15 protein-coding genes are annotated in these 20,616 nt (G+C 46.5%); 5 read left to right on the plus strand and 10 right to left on the minus strand.

The window, feature by feature from the left end:
• The first annotated feature begins 8 nt into the window (after nucleotides 1-8).
• Together HCJ96_RS09595 and gabT are read left to right on the plus strand one after the other, a co-directional pair.
• Complete coding sequence (locus tag HCJ96_RS09595) at nucleotides 9-1,448, plus strand: NAD-dependent succinate-semialdehyde dehydrogenase (RefSeq protein WP_169210838.1); 1,440 nt, start codon at nucleotides 9-11, stop codon at nucleotides 1,446-1,448.
• A gap of 1 nt (nucleotide 1,449) precedes the next feature.
• Nucleotides 1,450-2,736, plus strand: coding sequence for a 4-aminobutyrate--2-oxoglutarate transaminase (gene gabT, locus HCJ96_RS09600; protein WP_169210839.1), 1,287 nt, complete (start codon nucleotides 1,450-1,452; stop codon nucleotides 2,734-2,736).
• 123 nt (nucleotides 2,737-2,859) lie between these two features.
• On the opposite strand, the gene HCJ96_RS09605 is transcribed toward gabT, so the two are convergent.
• The 9 genes from HCJ96_RS09605 to HCJ96_RS09645 form a co-directional block, all read right to left on the minus strand.
• Complete coding sequence (locus HCJ96_RS09605; RefSeq protein WP_169210840.1) at nucleotides 2,860-3,534, minus strand: NirD/YgiW/YdeI family stress tolerance protein; 675 nt, start codon at nucleotides 3,532-3,534, stop codon at nucleotides 2,860-2,862.
• 258 nt (nucleotides 3,535-3,792) lie between these two features.
• Entirely contained in the window at nucleotides 3,793-4,536 is a 744-nt protein-coding gene (locus HCJ96_RS09610) for a hypothetical protein (RefSeq protein WP_169210841.1), read from the minus strand.
• A gap of 46 nt (nucleotides 4,537-4,582) precedes the next feature.
• The gene (gene eda, locus HCJ96_RS09615; protein WP_169210842.1) at nucleotides 4,583-5,206 is read right to left on the minus strand and encodes a bifunctional 4-hydroxy-2-oxoglutarate aldolase/2-dehydro-3-deoxy-phosphogluconate aldolase; all 624 of its coding nucleotides are present in this window, start codon (nucleotides 5,204-5,206) and stop codon (nucleotides 4,583-4,585) included.
• Between the two features lie 29 nt (nucleotides 5,207-5,235).
• Nucleotides 5,236-6,156: a sugar kinase gene (locus HCJ96_RS09620; RefSeq protein ID WP_169210843.1), complete on the minus strand. Its 921-nt coding sequence runs from the start codon at nucleotides 6,154-6,156 to the stop codon at nucleotides 5,236-5,238.
• A 4-nt stretch (nucleotides 6,157-6,160) separates the two neighbouring features.
• Complete coding sequence (locus HCJ96_RS09625) at nucleotides 6,161-7,465, minus strand: MFS transporter (protein ID WP_169210844.1); 1,305 nt, start codon at nucleotides 7,463-7,465, stop codon at nucleotides 6,161-6,163.
• On the minus strand, nucleotides 7,455-7,814 hold the full coding sequence (locus HCJ96_RS09630) for a cupin domain-containing protein (RefSeq protein WP_169210845.1): 360 nt from the start codon (nucleotides 7,812-7,814) through the stop codon (nucleotides 7,455-7,457). The genes HCJ96_RS09625 and HCJ96_RS09630 overlap by 11 nt, the downstream gene beginning before the upstream one ends.
• A gap of 5 nt (nucleotides 7,815-7,819) precedes the next feature.
• Nucleotides 7,820-10,039, minus strand: a complete 2,220-nt coding sequence (locus HCJ96_RS09635; RefSeq protein ID WP_169210846.1) for a heparinase II/III domain-containing protein — start codon at nucleotides 10,037-10,039, stop codon at nucleotides 7,820-7,822.
• Nucleotides 10,040-10,042: 3 nt separating this feature from the next.
• Nucleotides 10,043-12,295, minus strand: a complete 2,253-nt coding sequence (locus tag HCJ96_RS09640; protein ID WP_169211139.1) for a polysaccharide lyase 6 family protein — start codon at nucleotides 12,293-12,295, stop codon at nucleotides 10,043-10,045.
• Between the two features lie 29 nt (nucleotides 12,296-12,324).
• Nucleotides 12,325-13,206 carry an NAD(P)-dependent oxidoreductase gene (locus HCJ96_RS09645; RefSeq protein WP_169210847.1) on the minus strand — a complete coding sequence of 294 codons (882 nt, stop codon included), beginning with the start codon at nucleotides 13,204-13,206 and terminating at the stop codon, nucleotides 12,325-12,327.
• Nucleotides 13,207-13,669: 463 nt separating this feature from the next.
• Here HCJ96_RS09645 and HCJ96_RS09650 point away from each other — a divergent pair, with 463 nt between their 5' ends.
• The 3 genes from HCJ96_RS09650 to HCJ96_RS09660 all read left to right on the plus strand — a co-directional run bounded on the left by HCJ96_RS09650 (nucleotide 13,670) and on the right by HCJ96_RS09660 (nucleotide 19,072).
• Entirely contained in the window at nucleotides 13,670-16,633 is a 2,964-nt protein-coding gene (locus HCJ96_RS09650) for a TonB-dependent receptor (RefSeq protein ID WP_169210848.1), read from the plus strand.
• Nucleotides 16,634-16,825: 192 nt separating this feature from the next.
• Entirely contained in the window at nucleotides 16,826-17,563 is a 738-nt protein-coding gene (locus tag HCJ96_RS09655; protein WP_169210849.1) for a FadR/GntR family transcriptional regulator, read from the plus strand.
• 453 nt (nucleotides 17,564-18,016) lie between these two features.
• Entirely contained in the window at nucleotides 18,017-19,072 is a 1,056-nt protein-coding gene (locus HCJ96_RS09660; protein WP_169210850.1) for a hypothetical protein, read from the plus strand.
• Nucleotides 19,073-19,253: 181 nt separating this feature from the next.
• On the opposite strand, the gene gorA is transcribed toward HCJ96_RS09660, so the two are convergent.
• Nucleotides 19,254-20,606, minus strand: a complete 1,353-nt coding sequence (gene gorA / locus HCJ96_RS09665; protein WP_169210851.1) for a glutathione-disulfide reductase — start codon at nucleotides 20,604-20,606, stop codon at nucleotides 19,254-19,256.
• Between the last annotated feature and the right edge of the window lie 10 nt (nucleotides 20,607-20,616).

Here is a 20,616-nt window from a genome sequence, read left to right on the forward strand (position 1 = left end):
GAGATTTTATGGCACACGATTTTCAATCACTGATTATGCCCGGTTCCTATATTGATGGGCAGTGGCATTCAAGTGACAATGTTTTTGTGGTTAGGAACAAAGCGAACGGCAACCCAATTACCACGCTGGCCAATGCGCAGCCTGAGCAAATGGAACATGCGATAGCCTGTGCTGCTGATGCGTTCATCACTTGGCGTAACACCACCGGCCTGGAGCGTAGCCGTCTGTTGATGGCATGGTATGACAAACTGATCGAACATCGCGATGCACTGGCGCATCTGCTGACGCTGGAGCAGGGTAAACCCCTGACTGAAGCGCTGGGCGAAATAAACTATGGTGCAGGTTATATTCGCTGGTTTGCCGGCGAAGCCGAACGCATCAATGGTGATATCTTTGATGGTTTGCATCAAGGTCAAACTGTTCAGGTGGTTAAGAAGCCAGTGGGCGTGGTGGGCGCGGTAACGCCGTGGAACTTCCCTAATGCGATGATCGCGCGCAAGGCGGCTGCGGCGTTAGCGGCTGGCTGTACTTTTGTAGGCCGTTCGGCGGCAGAAACACCGTTAAGCGCACTGGCCATGGCGAAACTGGCAGAGGAAGTGGGTATTCCTGCGGGCGTGCTGAACATTGTGACTGGCACCGATGCCAAAGGATTAGGACGGGTACTCACCCAGTCACCTCAGGTGGCAAAGTTTTCATTTACCGGCTCGACGCGGGTGGGACAGCAGCTTATCAAAGACTGTGCGTCTACAGTGAAGCGTGTATCGATGGAATTAGGTGGCAATGCGCCCTTTATCGTATTTGATGATACCGACATTGATATGGCAGTTAACAGTGCGATGCTGGCCAAATTCAGAAATGCCGGGCAAACCTGTGTCTGCGCTAACCGTTTTCTGGTGCATCAGGATGTGCATGCGGCCTTTGTTAATGCGTTAACGGAAAAGGTTGCCAGCCTGACCCAGGGGAATGGACTGGAGGGGGCTGATATGGGGCCGCTTATCAGTGAGCAGGCAGCAGCAAATGTGGATGCGCTGGTGCAACACGCGCTCAACGAAGGCGCAGATACCCATTACACACGTGACTGGGACGACAGTGCTTTCTATCCACCTACTATACTTACCGATGTCACCAATACCATGCGAATATTTAACGAGGAGATCTTTGGCCCGGTGGTTACGGTAACCTCATTTTCCTCAGAAGAAGAGGCAATTGCGCTGGCAAATCAGACTGAGTACGGCCTGGCAGCTTACCTTTTTACCCATGATCACGCCCGCATTCGTCGCGTGACCGGACAACTGGACTATGGCATGGTCGGCATCAACGATGCCGCTATTTCCAACCCCGCCGCTCCTTTTGGTGGGGTAAAGCAATCAGGCTTTGGTCGCGAAGGCTCAAAATACGGCCTGGACGACTATTTATCAATACAATATCGCTGCCTTGGAGGTTATTAACATGGCAACAAATCTAACTTTGCAACAACGTAAACAGGCCGTGTTTGCCAATGGTCAGGGAAACCTGTACCCAGTTTACGTTTCCCACGCAAAAAACGCTGAAATGTGGGACGTAGAAGGGAACCGCTATCTGGATTTTGGTACGGGCATCGCGGTGTGTAATACAGGCCATGCGCACCCTAAAATCGTAAAAGCGGTGAATGATCAAATGGAAAAGTTCAGTCATAGCTGCGTTATGGTAAACCCTTATGAAAGTGCGGTTGAACTGGCAGAAAAACTGACCCAGCTGGCGCCTGGCGACAGCCCGAAAAAGGCCATGTTTGTTACCACTGGCGCCGAGGCGGTGGAAAACGCGGTGAAAATTGCCCGCGCCCACACTGGTCGCCGCGGCGTAATCGCGTTTAACGGCGGTTTTCATGGCAGAACCAACCTGACCATGGGCCTGACGGGCAAGATCACTCCTTACAAAGATTTTTTTGGGCCGTTTCCCGGCGAGATTTACCATGCGCCCTTTCCTAATCCGCTGCATGGCATCACTGCAGAACAAAGTCTGGCCGCATTAGCGATGCTGATGAAAGTGGATATTTCACCGAAAGATGTGGCCGCTATCATCATTGAGCCCATTCAGGGAGAAGGTGGCTTTTACGTTGCACCACCAGAATTCCTTAAAGCACTCAGGGCCCTGTGCGATGAGCATGGGATTATGCTGATTTGTGATGAAATTCAGTCAGGCTTCGCCCGCACCGGACACATGTTCTACACCGAAGCCGCTGATATCGAACCAGATCTAATGACCATGGCCAAAGGCATTGCCGGTGGTATTCCGATTTCTGCGGTAGTGGGTAAAGCGAATGTGATGGATACGGCACCCGTGGGTGGCCTGGGTGGCACTTACGGTGGTTCGCCACTGGGCTGCGCCGCAGCGGTGGCCGTGCTGGATGTGATCAAAGAAGAAAAGCTGGCCGAGCGCGCCACTATGATTGAAGGGCGATTCTACGAAACCCTGAACGCACTGAAAGCCAAATACCCTAAGGTTATTGCTGAGGTGCGTGGCCACGGTGCCATGATTGCCCTTGAACTGATGAGCGAGGGTGACCCGGCTGTGCCTAACCCGGCGCTGACTAAAGCTGTCATCGGCAAGGCGCTTGATTACGGCTTGATTTTATTGGCATGTGGCTTTTACGGTAACGTTATTCGTTTCCTGCCACCTTTGACCATTCCGGAAACGCATCTGCGCGAAGGATTAGATCAATTCACTGCATTGTTTGATGAAGTGATGAAAGGCTAAATAACTCTGCAGGCTTATTGTGAAAGAGTCACACAGTAAAGTAAGTCGGTAAGTTTATTATGGACAAACAGAGGCGGGGCCAGGAAGGCCCCACTTCAGATAATGTTTATTAATCAGTAAACATTAACTTTCACTGACATCACTCATTTGGATCAGCGTGTTGGCCACCACCGTACCTTCGGAGAAAAAGGTATCACCCATGGTCGCATCAACTTTCACGCGATCGCCGGTTTCAATGTTCAGGAAACCGCTCTCTTCCAGGGGTTCGCCACTCAGCTCACTGACATCAACCTTGACCGTGGCATCGGCAGCGGAAAGCTCGAACGTATCATCATCGACCTTAGCGACCGTACCAATCATCGTGATATCGTCAAAGTTCTCAGGCACTACCGCGGTAGCAATATAGCGATCATAAACGACCCGATCGTCAGGATTGGATACGTAAGTGGTATTATGATCATGAACGAACACGCTCGAAGCATCCAATGCGGTGTCTGAGAATACATCCTTATCGACTTTGCCTGAAACAGTGACTTTTTCGCCTGCTTCAAACGCAAGCGCATCGGCGTCGTTATCTCCGTCATCAAACTCTACCGTTATACGGTTATCGCCGGTTTTCACCACAAAGCTGTCCGTATGAATGTTTTCGATTTCTCCATTTACCGTAATCCAGGTATCGTCGTCAAAAGCAGCAAGCTCATTAGCTGATGCTGATGAATTCGTTGTTGCTGCCAACGCAGAGGTTGAGAAAATTGCGCCAGCAATTGCGGTAGAAAGTAATGTATTTTTAAAATTCATTGATTTCTCCTTTCGCTGTGAATTCACAGTTAACCACGCAAATCCGATGCCGGCCTTATAATTCAGTTGGTTACGGGATAATCAAAGTATTATTGAGTGAACCGGTATATAAAGTTTTTAGACGAAATTGTGTGATTTACATACTGATTTCATCTCTATATCAGAAGATTTTGAGAGAATAACAGAGTCAATTACTTCGTTATGTGTAAAGCTGCGGGACGCTTTGCGCGCCCACATCATTTAAAAGTGTGCCGAGTTTTATGAGATTACTTCTTTAATTATTTTGCCGCATACCGCTAAGCTTGGATCCGCATAAAATACCGCAAACGGTGAAGGCGATTCGTTTAGACTTTTACCAAGCGCATCTTCTAGTCGACGACGCATTTCATCATCCCGTAAATTCGTGTAATGGTAGATGGTAAATGCGTAATCCGAAAGCTCTTTAAAGTAGGCTACAGGGTGACGTGACCGACACAGGTAAGATTCGTAGGCGGGGTAGGGTGAGATAACTGCATCTACAACGTTACGGTAAAGCAATTTCGTGATAGCGCCCTGGCTCTGCTCATACTTACATGTTATGGCTAATTGTTCACAAATCGCTTGCCCGTGTTCAAAGCTTCGTTGAATCGCATAGGTCTGATCCGCACTAATCGTGCATGATGTTTTATTGAGACAAAAAATACCTATGCGTACCGATGCCAGTGGAATATTAATTCTGTACAGGTCACCAAATTCACGTTGCCCCACTTCCTGAGCGCGATATCCTTCCGCATGGATTTTATGTTGCCGTAAATTCAAGAATCCTCTGCGGGCAGGTAAATGAACATAGGTTGGTTTAATATCGATCGCCTGGTAAACCTTATCAAAGAATTCAGTAACAGGCTTTCGCGCTGAGGTTTCCTTTATTGCTTCCGGAAGGTTAACAAGAAATTCTTCATGCTCAGCGCGTAGTGGTAAGCACGCTATATATAAAAGGAATAAGTATAAAATTCTGGCTATCACAACCGCGCCTCTTAAGCTTCAACCCTCCTTAATAACAGCAAAAAAATCAGTGATTCGCCACCGCGCTTAAACAAGCGTCAGTAATTCTTTGCCATTGACGCTGTTCCACCCACTCTTTTTGAGCCATCCAGGTACCGCCCACGGCAAGAACATTATTTAGGCTTAGATAATCACACTGATTTTCCTGGGTGATCCCTCCGGTAGGACAAAATCTCACCGTATTGAAAATTGATGACATGGCCGATAAAAAGGGAGCACCGCCGGCAAGCGCTGCGGGAAACAGCTTTTGCTCATTAAACCCACACTCTTGCGCCAGAAGAATATCGCTCGTGGTTGAAACGCCAGGTAAGACGGGTTTTCCACATGTTTGCAATACGTTAAGTAAATGACTGGAAACGGCTGGCGTTACAATGAAGTCGGCTCCCGACGTTAAAGCCTGCTCAAGAACCTTTTCGTTGAGCACTGTCCCTGCACCCACCTGTAGCGAAGGAATGGAAGCTTTGATGGCTTTCAAAGCTTCCATTGAAGCCTCGGTACGTAATACCACTTCCACCAGCGATAAGCCGGCCGCTTGCATAGCTGTGGCAATGTGTACACCTTCTTCGGGTGTGTTTGCCTGAATAATCGGCAGTAATTTTTGTTCGCCCATCAAGGTGGAAAAATTCGTCATAAGATTGTTGCTCTAGATAAAAAGGTTAATTAGGCTATTGCCTTTAAAAATTCGTTTTTTGGTGCAATCGCACCAGGAAATTGAATGACCGCACCTGCTGCTTTTGCTGCGTAGCGAACGGCATCGCTGATGGAGTAGCCGGATAATCGCGCGCCCAGAAAAACACCGTTAAACGCATCACCCGCAGAGGTGGTGTCGACGACATTTTTGACCGGCTCGATTATATGCGCCTGAATCTCGCCCTGGCTGCAAGTGACGACCGATGCGGGTCCATTTTTTACTACCACTTCATTGACACCAAGATGCTGACAGTGTCTTACCACGTCATTGGTTGAACTAAATTGGTATAACACTTCGAAATCTTCCAATCCAGGTAATGCTATATCTGACAGTGAAAGCGCCTTGTCAAACTCGGCAATCGCAAATTGTTGAGACTGCCACAGTGCGGCACGATAGTTTGGATCAAAAACGATGGTGAGGCCTCTGGCTTTAAGGTTTTCAAGCATCGACCAAAACGCATTTCGATGTTCAGCATGCATGATCGCCAGGGGAATGCCAGAGAAGAAAAATACATCGCCAGATACAAATTGCGCCAGTTTTGCTTCTGGGATAAAGCGCATGGTATCCCGGGCCGCCGAATCTGACCGCCAGTAGACAAAGCTTCGTTCACCTGTGTCATCGGTTTCAATCAAATAAATGCCAATGGTTTTATCAGGGTGGCGAAAAACACACTCTGTACTTATCTGCTCTGTTTCAAAGTGAGCTAACATTTTGTCGCTAATTGAGTCCTGGCCAATTGCTGTTATTACCGACGAGGTCAGCTTGGGGAAGCATCGCTTTAAATAAACCGCAGCATTATAAATGTCTCCGGCGAATGACTGGGCCATCATATTGTCGGATGTGGGTTTCAATTCCATCATGCATTCGCCGAAAAAATGTATAGTTTTCATAAATTCAGCCTTTCTTCTTAAGTGGTGCAATATTTGGAATCAGTAACCATACTGCTGCGACCGCCGTGATCGCCAGTGAGGCGCCGATGATGAAGGCTGGGGTATAATTGCCGTCAGCGGTAAGCATGGGGACAAGCGCTGTTAATCCCATGGCACCGAACTTTGCCGCCATCCCTGAAAACCCGGCCAGTGTTCCTACAGCTTGTTTTCCAAGCAAGTCGCTAGGTAAGGTCTGCACATTGCCAATTGCTGTCTGAAAACCAAATAGAATGACTGCCATTATCAGTACTGCGTAAGTTGGCTCACCTGGATCTGACATCATCAATAGTGCGGGGAGCATGATCACACAGCCTAAGGTGATAACCAGCTTACGTGTTTTATTTGCGGTCCAGCCTGCTTTTAATCGATTTTGCGCCAGAAGCCCACCAAACCATGCTCCAAACATAGCGCCTACATAGGGCACCCAACCGTAGATGCCTATTGCTTTCACATCCATGCCATAGACTTCGTTAAGGTAAATCGGTATCCAAAACACAAACAGCCACCAGATTGGGTCAATGGCAGCAGAGGCAATTATCACCCCCCAGCTTTCTTTGCGCGAAAGCAGTTCGGTTGTTGAAGGTGCAAACTCCTCTTCGGGCTGCCCGTTTGCATCATGTTCCAGCTTCCGTCTTTGACCCGTTAAAATATATTCACGCTCTTCCGCGGTTAACCATGGGTGCGAACCTGGGGGGGCTTTTACCAGAATCAGCCAGGGCACTAGCCATATAAAACCTACCAGGCCGACCACGACGAAAACCATTTGCCATTTAAAGTACACTGTTAGAAAAGCGATAAGAGGAATTGCAATTATCCCACCGATTGCTGCGCCAGAATTGAAAATCCCTTGTGCCAGTGCCCGTTCCTTTATCGGAAACCATTCGGCACTCCCCTTTGTCGCACCCGGCCAGTTCCCCGCCTCTGCAACACCCAGTATGGCGCGGAAGATGCTGAAAGTTAACATTCCCTGAGCAAATGCGTGGGCGACAGTGGCCAGTGACCACACACCAATTGAAAGCAAAAAGCCAATGCGGGTGCCGATCCAATCGAAAATCTTGCCAAATATGGCCTGCCCAAACGCATAGGCAAGAACGAAAACAATAGAAATGTTGGCGTAGATTTGCTTTCGCTCGAGCGCCGACTTATCGGGGAATACTTCTTCTACAATATCAGGCCAAAGAACGCTTAGCGCCTGTCGATCAATGTAATTGATAATTGTTGCCAGTGCGATAAGTGAGATTACCCACCAGCGCAATCCTTTAATTTGCATCGTCTTGTGCCTCTATAAAATCTTCGCGGGCCGGACTGAATGTATCGATCAAAATGCCGCCAGTTGGACAAACTGCACCATGCTCTACATTCGGCGGGATTAAACAACTGTCACCTGCTTTAAGTACTTTTGTTTCGTCTCCAATCCGAAAGTGAAACTCACCCTGTTCTACATAGGTCACCTGGGAATGCCGGTGTTTGTGGGTGTAACCTTCAGCTCCATTATCGAACCAGACTTTCACCGCCATTAATTCGTGGTTATAGCCCAGCATCTGTCGTTTCAATCCGCCGCCCAGATCTTCAATATCAGTTTGGTCTGCGAACAGAAAATGTGCGCTTTGTTTTTGCATAATAATTACTCCTGCTGGCGGTTAAGAAGGTGAACGGTTAACCCTTTCTGCATTGCGAACGATTGACCGTTATAATAAAAACCATCTGAGGTGGGTGTTTTCGCTGTGTCCAGCGCTATCAAATAGCGGTGCTCCGCAATTTCAACTTCAACCAGGTTCAACGAACCTTCTTTGCTGTATTGAATAGAAGAGACATCACTGTCCGCATTTAATGTGTATTCTTCACTTGGGTTGTATTCCCCATGCGGCTCCAGCACAGCGAAAAAAGTATGACGCGGGCTGTCTGCAACACGACGTATGATGGTTTTTTCATTGCGTAAATTAAAATCGGGATCGTTCGCCCCTGTTTGCGCAAATAAAAATGTCTCGCGACCATCGACCAAATTGCTAACGGTGTAAAAGCGACCGTTTTCGTTCAGCCAGGTTACTTTCGCCAGGCCGCTGTCCGGTGTGCCTGATGCGGTTAACCATAGATGCTGATATCCATTCTTCTTTCCCACTGCATGCATTGAAGTTGTATTTGCCTGATAGGGAAAATTTGTGTCAATGATTTGACCCGAATAGTAAAGCGGTAGATCAAACTGGTGGGGCGCGTTTCCGTTTACGGTAAAAATATCAATAACGATTGTGCGCTTTAGTTCGCTGAGATTGACCAGCGCCAACGTTCTGTCAAGACGGGTATCTGGGTAAGCTGAGTCAATGCTGCCAGCCGCCAAGGTACCAAACTGATTGTTATTAAACGTGATCAGACGGGGCCAATGCTGATTACCCTTGTCGACATCACCGTCAAAATGACTGGTTTCGTCTACGACCACCGTATTGTGCGCAATCGTCTGTTTGGCAAAGCTTTCGTTCTCTGGCAGATAACGCCCGCCAAATTTAGCTTCCACGTTTAAGAAACGGGCGGCACCGTAATCAGAGACAATTTCGTTACCTTTATCGTAAAATTGCCAGGTAAGTTTGTCGAAATGACCATGTCCCAACCCCTGCGAAGCGGGTTTAAACAAAAGCGCCTGCTCGCCGTTTTGCTCAGCCCGCATAACCACCAACGCCCCTTGGTCACCGTCCCGGCCGTCGCCAAAGGCAACCGATTTAAACGGATACGGTTTAGCGCTGCCTTCGTCGAGGGCGTTCGCGACTTGCATGCCATCAGCGGTCAGTACAATTCGATTCTGCTGTTGAGCGATATCGAGATAGATGGGATCCTTGGTGATCGCGTAAGCGGCGGCTACACCATGAACCAGTTCAATTGTTTCGATACCCTTACTTTTAATCGCATCGTTAATCGGATAAAAAAGGCCGTTGTAACTTAACTGGATAGTGGTGTCGATGGCTTTTAGTAACACGCTATCGCGATATTGAAAGATCTTAAGATCGGGATCATTTCTATCTACCGCGCGTGCAAAGGTGACAAAAGGTAACAGGGCGAAACGTTGATAATAGGGGCCTTCGTTGTAGTATCCTTGAGGTGAAAACAGTTCATCCAATTGTTTGATAAAACCGGCTTTGCCAGATTTATCCAATCCATACAGGGCTTTCTTTACCCATTCAGGTTCGTCCAGTACATAACCGGCCATACCGACGCCAGCTGTGGCCCAGGTGCCGTGATTATGAATCTTATCGAAGGTAGAAGGTTGTCCCTCAGACAAAAAGATAGCAACAGGACGAAGCAACTGTTGTTCTATCTTCTGTCTTTCTTCAGCGCTTAGTGCATCGTGAACCAGATCGTAAGCCTGGATGGTGTACACCAACCACATTGCTTCGTTAAGGCTTTGCCAGAATAGCTTACCCGGATTCTGTGACTTTACTTTACGCTTGGGATGCACGTCGAGAGTAGGATACAGCTCGGCGTAATCAAGCAGCATATTACGAACATACTCAGCATATTTTTGTTGTTGGGTTAACTGATAAAACATGCCCGCGGTATACATCGCCTGATAGTTCTGTTTATGTTGTTCGTGGGTGTAGCCACCACCGCCATCTTTGGGGACGGGCACGTTAATAGATTCTTTAATCAACCTATCAATACGTTGCTTTTCTTTTTCAAATGCCGAATGAAAACGTCCCTTATCTGCGAGCGCCAAACGCATCTGTTCAATATCAGCGTTGGTGACAATTAAATGAGGATGCTTCGACTCAGCGGCAAAAGATGCAACAGCCCATATAAGGAGGAATATCAAGGCAAAAGGTTGATATACAGTGCGGGATGAAATACGTAGTAGCATACCTTACAGTACCTTATTGTTGCGGATGATAGCGGTATGAGGTGAAGCGCTGTTCAACTCGGTAATGTCTGGAGAGGCCGTGTTCTTAAACTGATTGTTGATAATCTTTGTTTGCGGCTCAGCCACTGTGTGACGAATGACGATAGGTTGGCATGCTTCGAATATATTGCCGGTGATGGACGACATTTGAACCCCATGTAAGAGTACAGAGGCTTCGGTTTTGTTGCGCTTACCTGTACCCACCCGCTTTATTTGGTTGCCTTCGAGGGTAAAGTGAGGGCCAAAGGTACTTTCATCGGTTCCGCCTCGATAAAGAGTAGCGATGGTACCTGCGACATCCGTGAATTGACTGTTAGTTACGGTAACGTATTCAGCATTGTATATGCCGAGATCTTCATGTTCATTATCCAGTTGTAAAATGTGTCCGCTGATCCGCTCAAATTTAGTGTTGCTGATGATAATGTGGTCGGCGAATGCGCCTTTTCCACTGGCGAAAAACTGAAACGAATGATTGATATCGAGATTGGAGATATGGGAATTATGGATCTCAAACCGATAATTGTCGGTCATGCCCCACTTTTGTGTTCTAACAACACTGTTACTGTGCGTATCCGGGCTTTTCTCACCGGAAATCTGTAAGTTGCTAAGCTTAAGGCTGCCGCCGTTCTGAATTTCAAATAGGGTTGAGCGTTCGAAGGTAATGCTGACATTGGCGTTTTTGGCGGCTTGGATTGTTAACGGTTTGCTAAGGTAGATAACGGACGGCACTGTCAGGTTACCTGCACTGATTTCCAGTATGTCTCCTGCATCGGCATCATCTATGGCGCGCTCTAACGCTTCGTAATTGGCTTCTACTGCAATCGTTTTACCCGTATCAAACGCGATGACCGGGTAATCTTTCGAATACCAGGAAACACCCGTCTCAGCCTTATCTATTACCTTTAGATCTCTTGCTACACCAATGTCTTGGTTGGCTAGTCTGGGATAAAATAACCCGTTGCTGTGCTGCTCCAGGTGGACAGGTTGAGTTTGTGTACCACGGGATAGTGCTGCTGGAACAGAGGTGTTGGCAACGTTGTTAACAAACTTAATACCGCTCACATCGTCGAAAAGAGAAAATGGGCTGGTATCATTGTGGTTAACAATCAGGTTATCTGCGAAAGTACTGGAAATGGGTGTTGCCGTGCGCTCAGCATCGCTGCCGACTGCAAGCTGGATATGGTCAACGTCTACAAAGCTGTTATTGCTAATGGTGGCATCTTCTACTCTATGGTAGCGATTAATCGGTGAGTCAGGCACTCCGTTCATGACCGCGAAACCACTGCCAAAACGATGACCAGTCAGACCTTGCAGGTAATTATTACGGACAACCTGGCCCTTATTAATGACGCGGATGCCGCCCGTATGATCTTTGCTGTTACCGAGGAAGATATTATTTTCGACCAAATTATTATTGCCATGTCGTAAGGTAAGTGTTCCTCTAGCCTCATAAAACACATTTCCCCGTAACACGTTACTACCTGATTTAACTGAAATAATTTCAACTTCGCCATTGGTTCGGTCAAAATAATTATTTTCAACATGCGTAAAAGAATCAGAAAGCGAATAATGACTTGTGCCAATTCGTAATGTTTCTCCACCATTTGAACCAAACACAGGTCGATAACCAAAATAATTATGGTCGATACGATGATAATTTTGCTGGCTAGCTTCACCGGATAACCGAACTGCTATGGTTACCCCTTTATTTTTCTTCCCGATAAAATGGCTATGGTCAAGACGATTATGTTTACCATACATCGCCACCCAATAATCCGACTCCTGCTTATCCGGATTACTGAAGTTATCAATAACGGTATTGGTCACTCGGGAGTTAAACGCCAAAGCGTCATCATTTTCACGAAACTCGATGACTGCGCTTCTGGGGGAAAACCCATCTTTAAACAAAAGACCATCAACGATTAAATAGTGCCCTGAAAGTCTTAAGCTTGATTGACCCGACAAAACGACCTGTCCGGGGGTTTCGGCTTTTAGATAAATGGGCGAAGATGCAGTACCCTTGCCTTTAAATATCAGATTAACATCGTTCCAGACACCATTTCTCAAAATCAAACTGTCGCCTGGCTGAAGTTGAGGTACCACTGTCTGATACTCTGCCATGGTTTGCACATGATAATTTTTCGCGAATACTGGTAACGCGGTGAGTAACAACGATACCAATGAAACGCGAAACGCAGGAGTCTGGAGTAACATCATCATTTTGAGTCCCTTAACGGTCAGGCCAATTATGCTTTTTTCAGGGCACGGAAATAGTCATAAATTTCAGGCACATTTCCCTTTCCCAATCCTGCATCAAAAGCTGCCTGCAAGTTCGAAGACGACCCATTGGCAATGAGACTGGTAGTGCCAAGATCATCCACCATTTTCAAGAAGTAGCCCAAATCCTTGTTTGCATTTGCGATTGAGAAGCCCAGGTCACTGACATTGTCGACTGCATAGTTTTTACAAAACTGCATAAAAGGAGAGCTCGACGGGCCAGCAAACATAATATCGAACAGCTGTTGCTTATTTACCCCAGCCATGTCGGCAATGGCAAAGGCTTGAGACATGGCACAAACGGTAGTCATACCGATAAAGTTGTTAATGAGTTTGGTGGTATGACCGGCTCCCAGGTCGCCCAGATGAAAGACATTTTCACCCTGATCTTCTAAAACCGGCTTTACCTTTTCAAACGTTTTGGGATCCCCCGCCGCCATGATATTCAGTTTGCCTTCTTTCGCATGGGCAGGGGTTCTCCCCAGCGGAGCATCAATCATGCCTGCACCTTTACTGGCAAGGTCTTTTCCTATTTTGCGTGTCGATGCCGGTATTGAGGTACCAAAATCGATCACTATACTGTCTTCCTTAATTCCATCTAGAATGCCATTCTCCGAATAAACAACTTTTTCAACAATAGCTGATGTGGTCAAACAAAGCATAATGATATCAACCGATTGTGCTAACTCCGCTGCGGTCGATACGGTTCTCGCACCGCGCTGAGTACATTTCTCCACAGCCTCTTTATTAAGGTCCATTACTACTACGTCGTACCCTTTGTTCTGTAAATTTTCAACCATATTACCGCCCATCAGACCCAGGCCGATAAAGCCAATTGTTGGTTTTGACATAATAAATTCACCTTGTTCAGTTGATACGTCTACACAGACGACTTTCATTCGTTACCTCGGACCACGTTGTTGAGATAACATCCAATTTCTAATATGAAACTATATCTGGTAACCGGTATTGTCAACCAATTATGTAAAAAAGGTTAACAAATATTTTGCCTGAAATTATTTTTACAAATTTTTTTCATCTCTAAATGTGTCGTTTTACGTCAGTGTATAGCCTAGGTGTAAATTGTTTAAGTAACTGAAATATATGATTATAATGTTATTAACTAAAGTGTTTAGACTGTTTGGTAAGGTCATTGGTAAGGTTGGGTACACTGTTGGTAAATCCAAAAATTATTACCAAAAGCTTGATCTTTTAATTTTTTGTTGTAACTATTAGGTAAAATAATTGTAAATTCCGCAGTTGCCAGCAGGTTAAGTTGTTAGCGGAAAGTTAATCCAACAGTGGGAATAATGTATGAAACACCATCTTTCTAAAATCACGCTTGGTCTCCTATCCGCTACCACGTTTAACTTTTCTACTTACGCCATTGCGCAAAGTGCAGAAGAAACGGCTTCTACAGAGCAAGATGTAGAAGTAATTGAAGTTAGTGGAATTCGTAGCTCGCTTACCAGTGCGTTGTCCGAGAAGCGTGCTTCGGATAATCTGGTTGAAGTTATTCAGGCAGTGGATATTGGTAAGTTACCTGATCAGAACCTGGCCGAAGTATTAGAGAATGTCACCGGTATTCAGATTACCCGTGAAGCTGGTGTTGGCACCGGGGTTCAGATAAGAGGGACTAACGCAAACCGAACCGAAATTAACGGTGTGTCCACGGTAAGTTCTGGTGCAGGTCGGGGAGGGATTGATTTTGAAGATGTTTCAGCAGCAATCATCTCTGCCGTAGAAGTTATTAAATCACCAGAAGCTAAAACAATAGAAGGATCTGTTGGTGCCACGATCAATCTGCGAACTATACGCCCGTTACAGCTTAACGATACGTTAGCTTCATTCCAGCTTCAGGGAGAAGACAGCAGTTTATCGACGGATGGGGTGCAGCCAAGATTGTCCGCCGCATTTGGTGATGCGTGGGATTCTGATTTAGGCGAATTTGGTGTGGTGGTGAGCGCGAGTTACAGCGAACAGGATGTAACGGCATTCCGACCTCGTGCTGACCGCGATAACATTATCGCGTCTGATAGTGGTGTAGCCAGTGCCCAATCATTCGATTTTTTACCTATTCAATTCCTGAACCAGGATTACGATAACTACGAATATGAAACCGTTAATCTTGCCGGTACGCTTGAATGGGCACCCACCAGTAATACGCGCGTATATTTTGACGCCGTAATCAATGACCAGGATCGCCGCCAGGAAAGTTCCCGGGTACAGGCTTCTGGGGTCAGTGCGCTCAATGGAGTAGCGACTCCTAGCCAGTTTGAAACAGTTAACTTCGGGCAATTAGATGGCGTTGAGTTGGGCAGTATTCAAGCTGCATTAACGGGTGTGATTCCGGTTAACCTCGCAGAGGATGATGACGATCCCAATCTGCGCTTGTCCAGCGATACAAATTCCCGCATCACTAAAAGTGAGGTATTTCGATTAGGCGGCGAATGGCAGGGTGATAAGCTTTTGACAGTCGTTGAAGTCTCTCGTTCGACCTCTGATTCAACCACGCCAAGTTTTAATACTACGCTTAATTTTATCAACCCAAATGCTCCGCTTGACGCAGATGGCGATAACGATAATGCGGTCCCACTGGCGTACGACTTATCAGGCGGTTCACTTGCCTATGGGATTGCATTTGATTCCCCGTTTGCCCCTTCGCGAAGTGACTTGCTAGATCCCGCAAATGTTGTACTGCGCGACGTAAACATTGGCCAGGACCGCGCCGAGAATCAGGAAGACGCATTAAGGCTGGATTTCAGTTACGACCTCTATTGGGGGCTGATCAACTCTGTTGATTTCGGTTATCGCTATAATAAAACCACCAGTTTGCGCGACCAGATACGCTCTAATGTGGGCTTAAGAAGTATGGTTGATAGTCCTAGCGGGGATTTATTTGCAGACTTGTTAACCGCGGGTCCCGATAATTTCAATGATGCTGATGGTCGCGCATTATATGTGCAGGATTTTTTGCTTATCAACCCTGAGATTGCGTCATCAGATCCTCAAGGGGTATTAGATACACTCAATGCGGCAATAGTTGCACATGGCGGTACCAGTCCTATTGATGATCCCACATCCAGTGTAAGTGGTTTCTTTGATATAGAAGAAAAAACGGATGCACTTTATGCTCAGGCCAACTTTGAGTGGGAAATGATCCGTGGTAACGCCGGGTTCCGCTACATTGATACAGAAGTTAATTCAGTGGGTAATTCTGTCACGCAGGATGCCGAGGGGAATGAACGAGTAGAACAGGTTGTAACAACAGGAAGTTATGATTTTCTTTTACCCCGACTCAATCTGGTGGCTGAAGTAGCCGATGATGTCATCGTACGCACTGGTTGGTCAAAAGATATCAGACGCCCGGACTTCTCAGATCTTTCCACATCGGTAACGTTTAGTACCAGTCCTAATCCACCAGTGGCCATAGGCAACCCAGCTCTTAAACCAGAAAAAGTGACATCTTTTGATCTTTCAGTTGAATGGTATTTCGCACCAGCAAGTATTGTGAGTGCAGGAATTTTTCATAAAACGCGTGAAAACTTGTTTGTTGCTCAGGAAGTATCACCCTTCGAAGATCCCCAGACAGGATATCGTGATACCACCGCACCGTGTGAACAAGGCGGGATTTTTAACCCTATTGCTGATGTGAATGTGTTTGGTCCGGATGGAGGGGTCGGCGTCTGTGTACCCACGCAAACGGTGATCAACGATACTGCAGAAACCACTCAGAAAGGCCTTGAGTTAGCCTTCCAATATGATTTGTCAGTATTTGAAGATGAATTGGGATGGGCATCAGGATTCGGTATCATTGCAAACTACACTAAACAGGAGTTCTCAGGAGGAGAGGCGACAAATACGGCGACCAGTCGCGCCAATCAGGTGTTTGCCAGAACAACGGGTATAGAAGGTATTGAAGTGTCTGCAGTTCAGGGGTTATTAGATTTGTCTGAAAATGCTTATAACTTTACCCTGTATTACGAAAAATACGGTCTATCGGCTAGAGCCAGATACACCTGGCGCGAAGCATATCGTTCAGAAGATTTCGGCAGTACCAGCAGCTATCCATGGGGTTTTCCGGTAGTACAGGATGACAGAGGCCAGCTGAATGCCAGTGTTAGCTACGATGTCAACGAGCATCTAAGTTTCGGCATAGAAGGCGTTAATATCACTAAATCAGATGTTAACCAATATTGTGTCAATGAAGGGGCGTTGCTTTGTTTCCAGGGGTTAACTGATAGACGAATTACATTTGGTGTTACCTATCAATATTGATACTAAATCTCATGTGTAGCGTGCCGCTGGCGCGCTACACGATGCGATTTTTACTAATATAGCTGTTCCCTGCTGACCAAATTGCTTTTCAATTATGACCAATGTGAGGTATATTGGTAAGTATGGGTGGGCTTAACATCAGCCTGTCTGAAATTCGCTCAATACAATCTTTACCGAATTAAGGATACAGATATGAAAAGCCGTCGTATGTTCTGGCAAATAGCGGAAAAGATTGAATCGCTGATCAAGTCGGGTGCATATTCTCCTGGAAGCCGCTTGCCACCCGAACGCGAACTTGCAGACACGTTCCAAGTCAGTCGGCCCACAATTCGTGAAGCCATCATTGCGTTGGAAGTAATGGGGTTAGTTGAGGTTAAAACCAGTTCAGGGGTCTACGTTCTTGAGCCCAAAGTTGACCAGGTCGAAGAAGAAGGTAGGGAAATTAGTGCATTTGAACTCACGCAAGCGCGGGCGCTTGTCGAGGGTGAAGCTGCAGCCCTGGCCGCGTTATCTATTTCAGACGAAGAACTAAATTCGTTGAAGCATACTTTGGAGGTAATGGAATCCGGAATTGGCGCAGAGAAAGCAGATAGAGAATTTCATTTGATTATCTCTAAAGCCACGCGCAATAACGCGATTTTATTAGCGGTAAAGAAATTTTGGACACTGAGGGATACACTTCCCCAAATTCAAAATGCGTATGCCAATGTATGCTCACAGTCAGATAAGGATCGTCTTAATGAGCACAAAGCTATCTTCAATGCATTAAAAAAGAAAGATGCACAGGCAGCCCGTGCGGCCATGCATTCCCACTTTAACCGTCTAATCAACGCACTGTTCGAATTAAATGAAAAGCAGGCATTAGAAGAAGTTAGGAAAAAAACCAGTCAAACCAGGGATCTCTATTCTTTACGTCACTTAGTGGGCTAGTTTTGGACGAGCGTTATAATGTGACTTAGGTACTATCCCTAAACTATATTTAAATGAGACATTCGCTATCCACGATAATGAATAGTCTCTTCAGCCCTGTAAGTTTTCTGAAACCCGCCTCAAAAAACGCTCCAGCACTCGTTTAACTCGCATTCTCAACCCCTTATTTTGTAATTTCGTCGGTTCAGGCTCGCGAAAGATATTCTCAGGCAATTCGATATTTCGTATTTTTTAGGGCAGTTTGAAAGGGTCCTCAAAAAATGCAGGTAAATGTGTAATCACTCCACTGGGGTGAAAAGATGGGTCCGACAAAATTGAGTTGGTCGATTATCGTCACTACCCGTATCAACATAACGCTGTGTAACGATACAAAGTTCGGTACACGCTAGTTCCATACACGTTCCTTATTTACGACTTCTTCAGGGTGATTTAATGAAATCGCTATTCCGATTCGTGACCATGATTTTATTTGGGCTGGCTAGCTCTTCGGCCTTTGCTCAACCTGACAATTTATCAGCTGCCCTCACAGATATCGCTGCTGCAAAAATATGCGAGCGGCTACAGGATCGTTTCCGTGGATTACGTGGTCAGAAAGTTAATGGCGAATCCCACTATACTGGCACCCTTTGGATTCATTCATGCAAAGTGAGAGAGCATCAAAAACAGCACAATGTTTCTACCATGCATTTGGGCGTAAAAGGGTGGCGCTGGATAGACAGAGAAAAACATAAACTGGGGGCCGGTTTCAATGTTCACGATTACGCACGCTTCGCTGTTGACGTTGAGTTGACAGGTGCGCTTTCCGCCGCCTACACACCCGCGGAGAAAAAACTCGCAATATGGTTTCAGCCCGATGGAAAGCCAAAAGTAAACTTCAACAATATTGACAATATAGAGGTTGAAAAAGAGGGGCCATGGGCATCGATACTGTCTGGCGCAGGGGCTTTGATAGGAAATGATGCTGAAGCACTCGCTAGTGAAAAAATCGCCTCGGTAGGCGAGGAAAGGTTTACCCAAACGCTTTCTGAAGGTTTTAGTGCCTCGGTGGATTTTTGCACAGGAAGAGTTCACTCTGAATTAGGACAAATCGAGAAGACAACCCTCTTTTCGAAGCTTGAACAAAAGCAAAAAAATGAATTTAAATCCGTTAAATTAGAGCCACTTTCTTTCCTGCTTTTTGGTCCATACGGCGAACGTTCAAGTATGCTGGACCTTCAGATTGAAATGAAAAATCCAGCAACATTTAGTCATAAACTAATTTGCATGGATGATGCGATAAAATTAGCTGATGCTTACATGAAAGGTGACGGCAGTTTCCCTGCGGTGAACGACCAACAATTGGCTCTAAAAAAAGGTGAGCAACAGGATTCTCTACGAAATGCTAACCAAACCTGTCCAGTTGTAGCTATGTTTGCCACCGATGAGAGTGTCGAGCAAAGCAAATACTTTAAATTTCGGGTACGTGACTATAACGACGCCTCTCCTCTAATACAGTGTAAAACTAACTGATTCAGTAGAGAATATAAGTGGACCTTTAAGTATCAATTACTACCTAGGTAGTTTATCTTGAGTGCTCAACCGTCTGTTATGCTGTGAAAATAAATTACACAAAAAATTGCGAGCATCTGAGATAATTCAGGGGCTATCGCCCCTGATTATTTTTTCCCAGTGAGGGTGGCTAGCAATCCACCTAACCCGTCATCGTCACCAGCTCTTCCGCGCTGGTGGGATGAATGGCCACACAAGAGTCGAAGTCAGCTTTGGTAGCGCCCATTTTCATTGCGACAGCAAAGCCTTGTAAGATTTCGTCCATGCCAAAACCAATGCCGTGTAAGCCCACCACTTTTTCCTCTTTACCTGCACACACCAGCTTCATGTGCGTACTTTGTCGGTTGCGGGTGAGGGCGGAGAACATGGCCGCGAAAGTGGAGGTGTATACTTTAATATTGTCGTCGCCGAACTTTTCTTTCGCTTCTTCTTCGGAAAGGCCCACAGTACCTATGGGCGGGTGACTAAACACCACGGTGGGAATTTGCCCGTAGTCCATATGCGCATCGGTCTGATGGTTAAATAAGCGTTCACTCAGCAACCGGCCGGCTTTAATCGCAACCGGGGTCAATTCGGCCTGGCCGGTGACATCGCCAACCGCGTAGACTCCATCCACTGACGTGGTCTGGTATTTATCCACTTCAATGTAGCCTTTATCATTCACTTTGATACCGGTATTTTCCAGACCTAATTTTTCCGTATTCGGCGTGCGCCCAATGGCCCAGATTAGTTTTTCCACTTTAAGCGTACTGCCGTCTTTTAACGTCAGCTTTAACTCTCCGCTGCTTAGTTTTTCCACCTTTTCCACATTGGTGTGATCGTGCAGGGTAGGCCCGTCTTCGTTAATGAATTCGACTAACTTTGAGTGGATAATCGAATCGAAATGACGCAGCGGCGCATGATGGCGAATGAGCAAGTGGGTCTCGCTACCCAGCGCATGCAACATGCCGGCAAGTTCCACGGCGATATAACCTGCGCCAACCACCGCCACACTTTTTGGTTGTTGGCTCAGTTCAAAGAAACCGTCAGAGTCAATGCCATGCTCCGCACCTTCGATGTCAGGCCAGCTGGGGTAACCACCTACGGCAATATTGATATGTTTACTGGTGTATCTTTCACCGTTCACTTCAATAGTGTGGTCGTCGACAAATCTGGCGTGGCCCTCAATTCGGGTAATCCCATTGTTGCCCAATACTCTGTCGTAAGACGAATGTACACGGTCGATGTAGGCTTCACGATTAGCCACCAGGGTCGGCCAGCTGAATTTGTTCACTGTGAGATCAAAGCCGTAATCCGGTGCATAGTGAGACAGCATTTCAGCCACCTGTGCGCCATGCCACATGGCTTTTTTAGGTACACAGCCCACGTTGACGCAGGTGCCACCAATAGGGCCGCCTTCGATCAACGCTACGTTCTTGCCGTGCTTAGCTGCCCGGTTGGCCGAAGCAATACCACCGCTGCCACCGCCGATACAAATGTAATCAAATTCTTTCATGGTTTTTCAC

The organism is Alteromonas ponticola, assembly GCF_012911815.1.
Lineage (GTDB): Bacteria > Pseudomonadota > Gammaproteobacteria > Enterobacterales > Alteromonadaceae > Alteromonas > Alteromonas ponticola.

What these genes read in the sequence shown, in the direction of transcription:
- HCJ96_RS09595 (WP_169210838.1), top strand. Translation starts at nt 9, where the DNA reads ATGGCACACGATTTTCAATCACTGATTATGCCCGGTTCCTATATTGAT.
- gabT (WP_169210839.1), top strand. Translation starts at nt 1,450, where the DNA reads ATGGCAACAAATCTAACTTTGCAACAACGTAAACAGGCCGTGTTTGCC.
- HCJ96_RS09605 (WP_169210840.1), bottom strand. Translation starts at nt 3,534, where the DNA reads ATGAATTTTAAAAATACATTACTTTCTACCGCAATTGCTGGCGCAATT.
- eda (WP_169210842.1), bottom strand. Translation starts at nt 5,206, where the DNA reads ATGACGAATTTTTCCACCTTGATGGGCGAACAAAAATTACTGCCGATT.
- HCJ96_RS09620 (WP_169210843.1), bottom strand. Translation starts at nt 6,156, where the DNA reads ATGAAAACTATACATTTTTTCGGCGAATGCATGATGGAATTGAAACCC.
- HCJ96_RS09625 (WP_169210844.1), bottom strand. Translation starts at nt 7,465, where the DNA reads ATGCAAATTAAAGGATTGCGCTGGTGGGTAATCTCACTTATCGCACTG.
- HCJ96_RS09630 (WP_169210845.1), bottom strand. Translation starts at nt 7,814, where the DNA reads ATGCAAAAACAAAGCGCACATTTTCTGTTCGCAGACCAAACTGATATT.
- HCJ96_RS09635 (WP_169210846.1), bottom strand. Translation starts at nt 10,039, where the DNA reads ATGCTACTACGTATTTCATCCCGCACTGTATATCAACCTTTTGCCTTG.
- HCJ96_RS09640 (WP_169211139.1), bottom strand. Translation starts at nt 12,295, where the DNA reads ATGATGTTACTCCAGACTCCTGCGTTTCGCGTTTCATTGGTATCGTTG.
- HCJ96_RS09645 (WP_169210847.1), bottom strand. Translation starts at nt 13,206, where the DNA reads ATGTCAAAACCAACAATTGGCTTTATCGGCCTGGGTCTGATGGGCGGT.
- HCJ96_RS09650 (WP_169210848.1), top strand. Translation starts at nt 13,670, where the DNA reads ATGAAACACCATCTTTCTAAAATCACGCTTGGTCTCCTATCCGCTACC.
- HCJ96_RS09655 (WP_169210849.1), top strand. Translation starts at nt 16,826, where the DNA reads ATGAAAAGCCGTCGTATGTTCTGGCAAATAGCGGAAAAGATTGAATCG.
- gorA (WP_169210851.1), bottom strand. Translation starts at nt 20,606, where the DNA reads ATGAAAGAATTTGATTACATTTGTATCGGCGGTGGCAGCGGTGGTATT.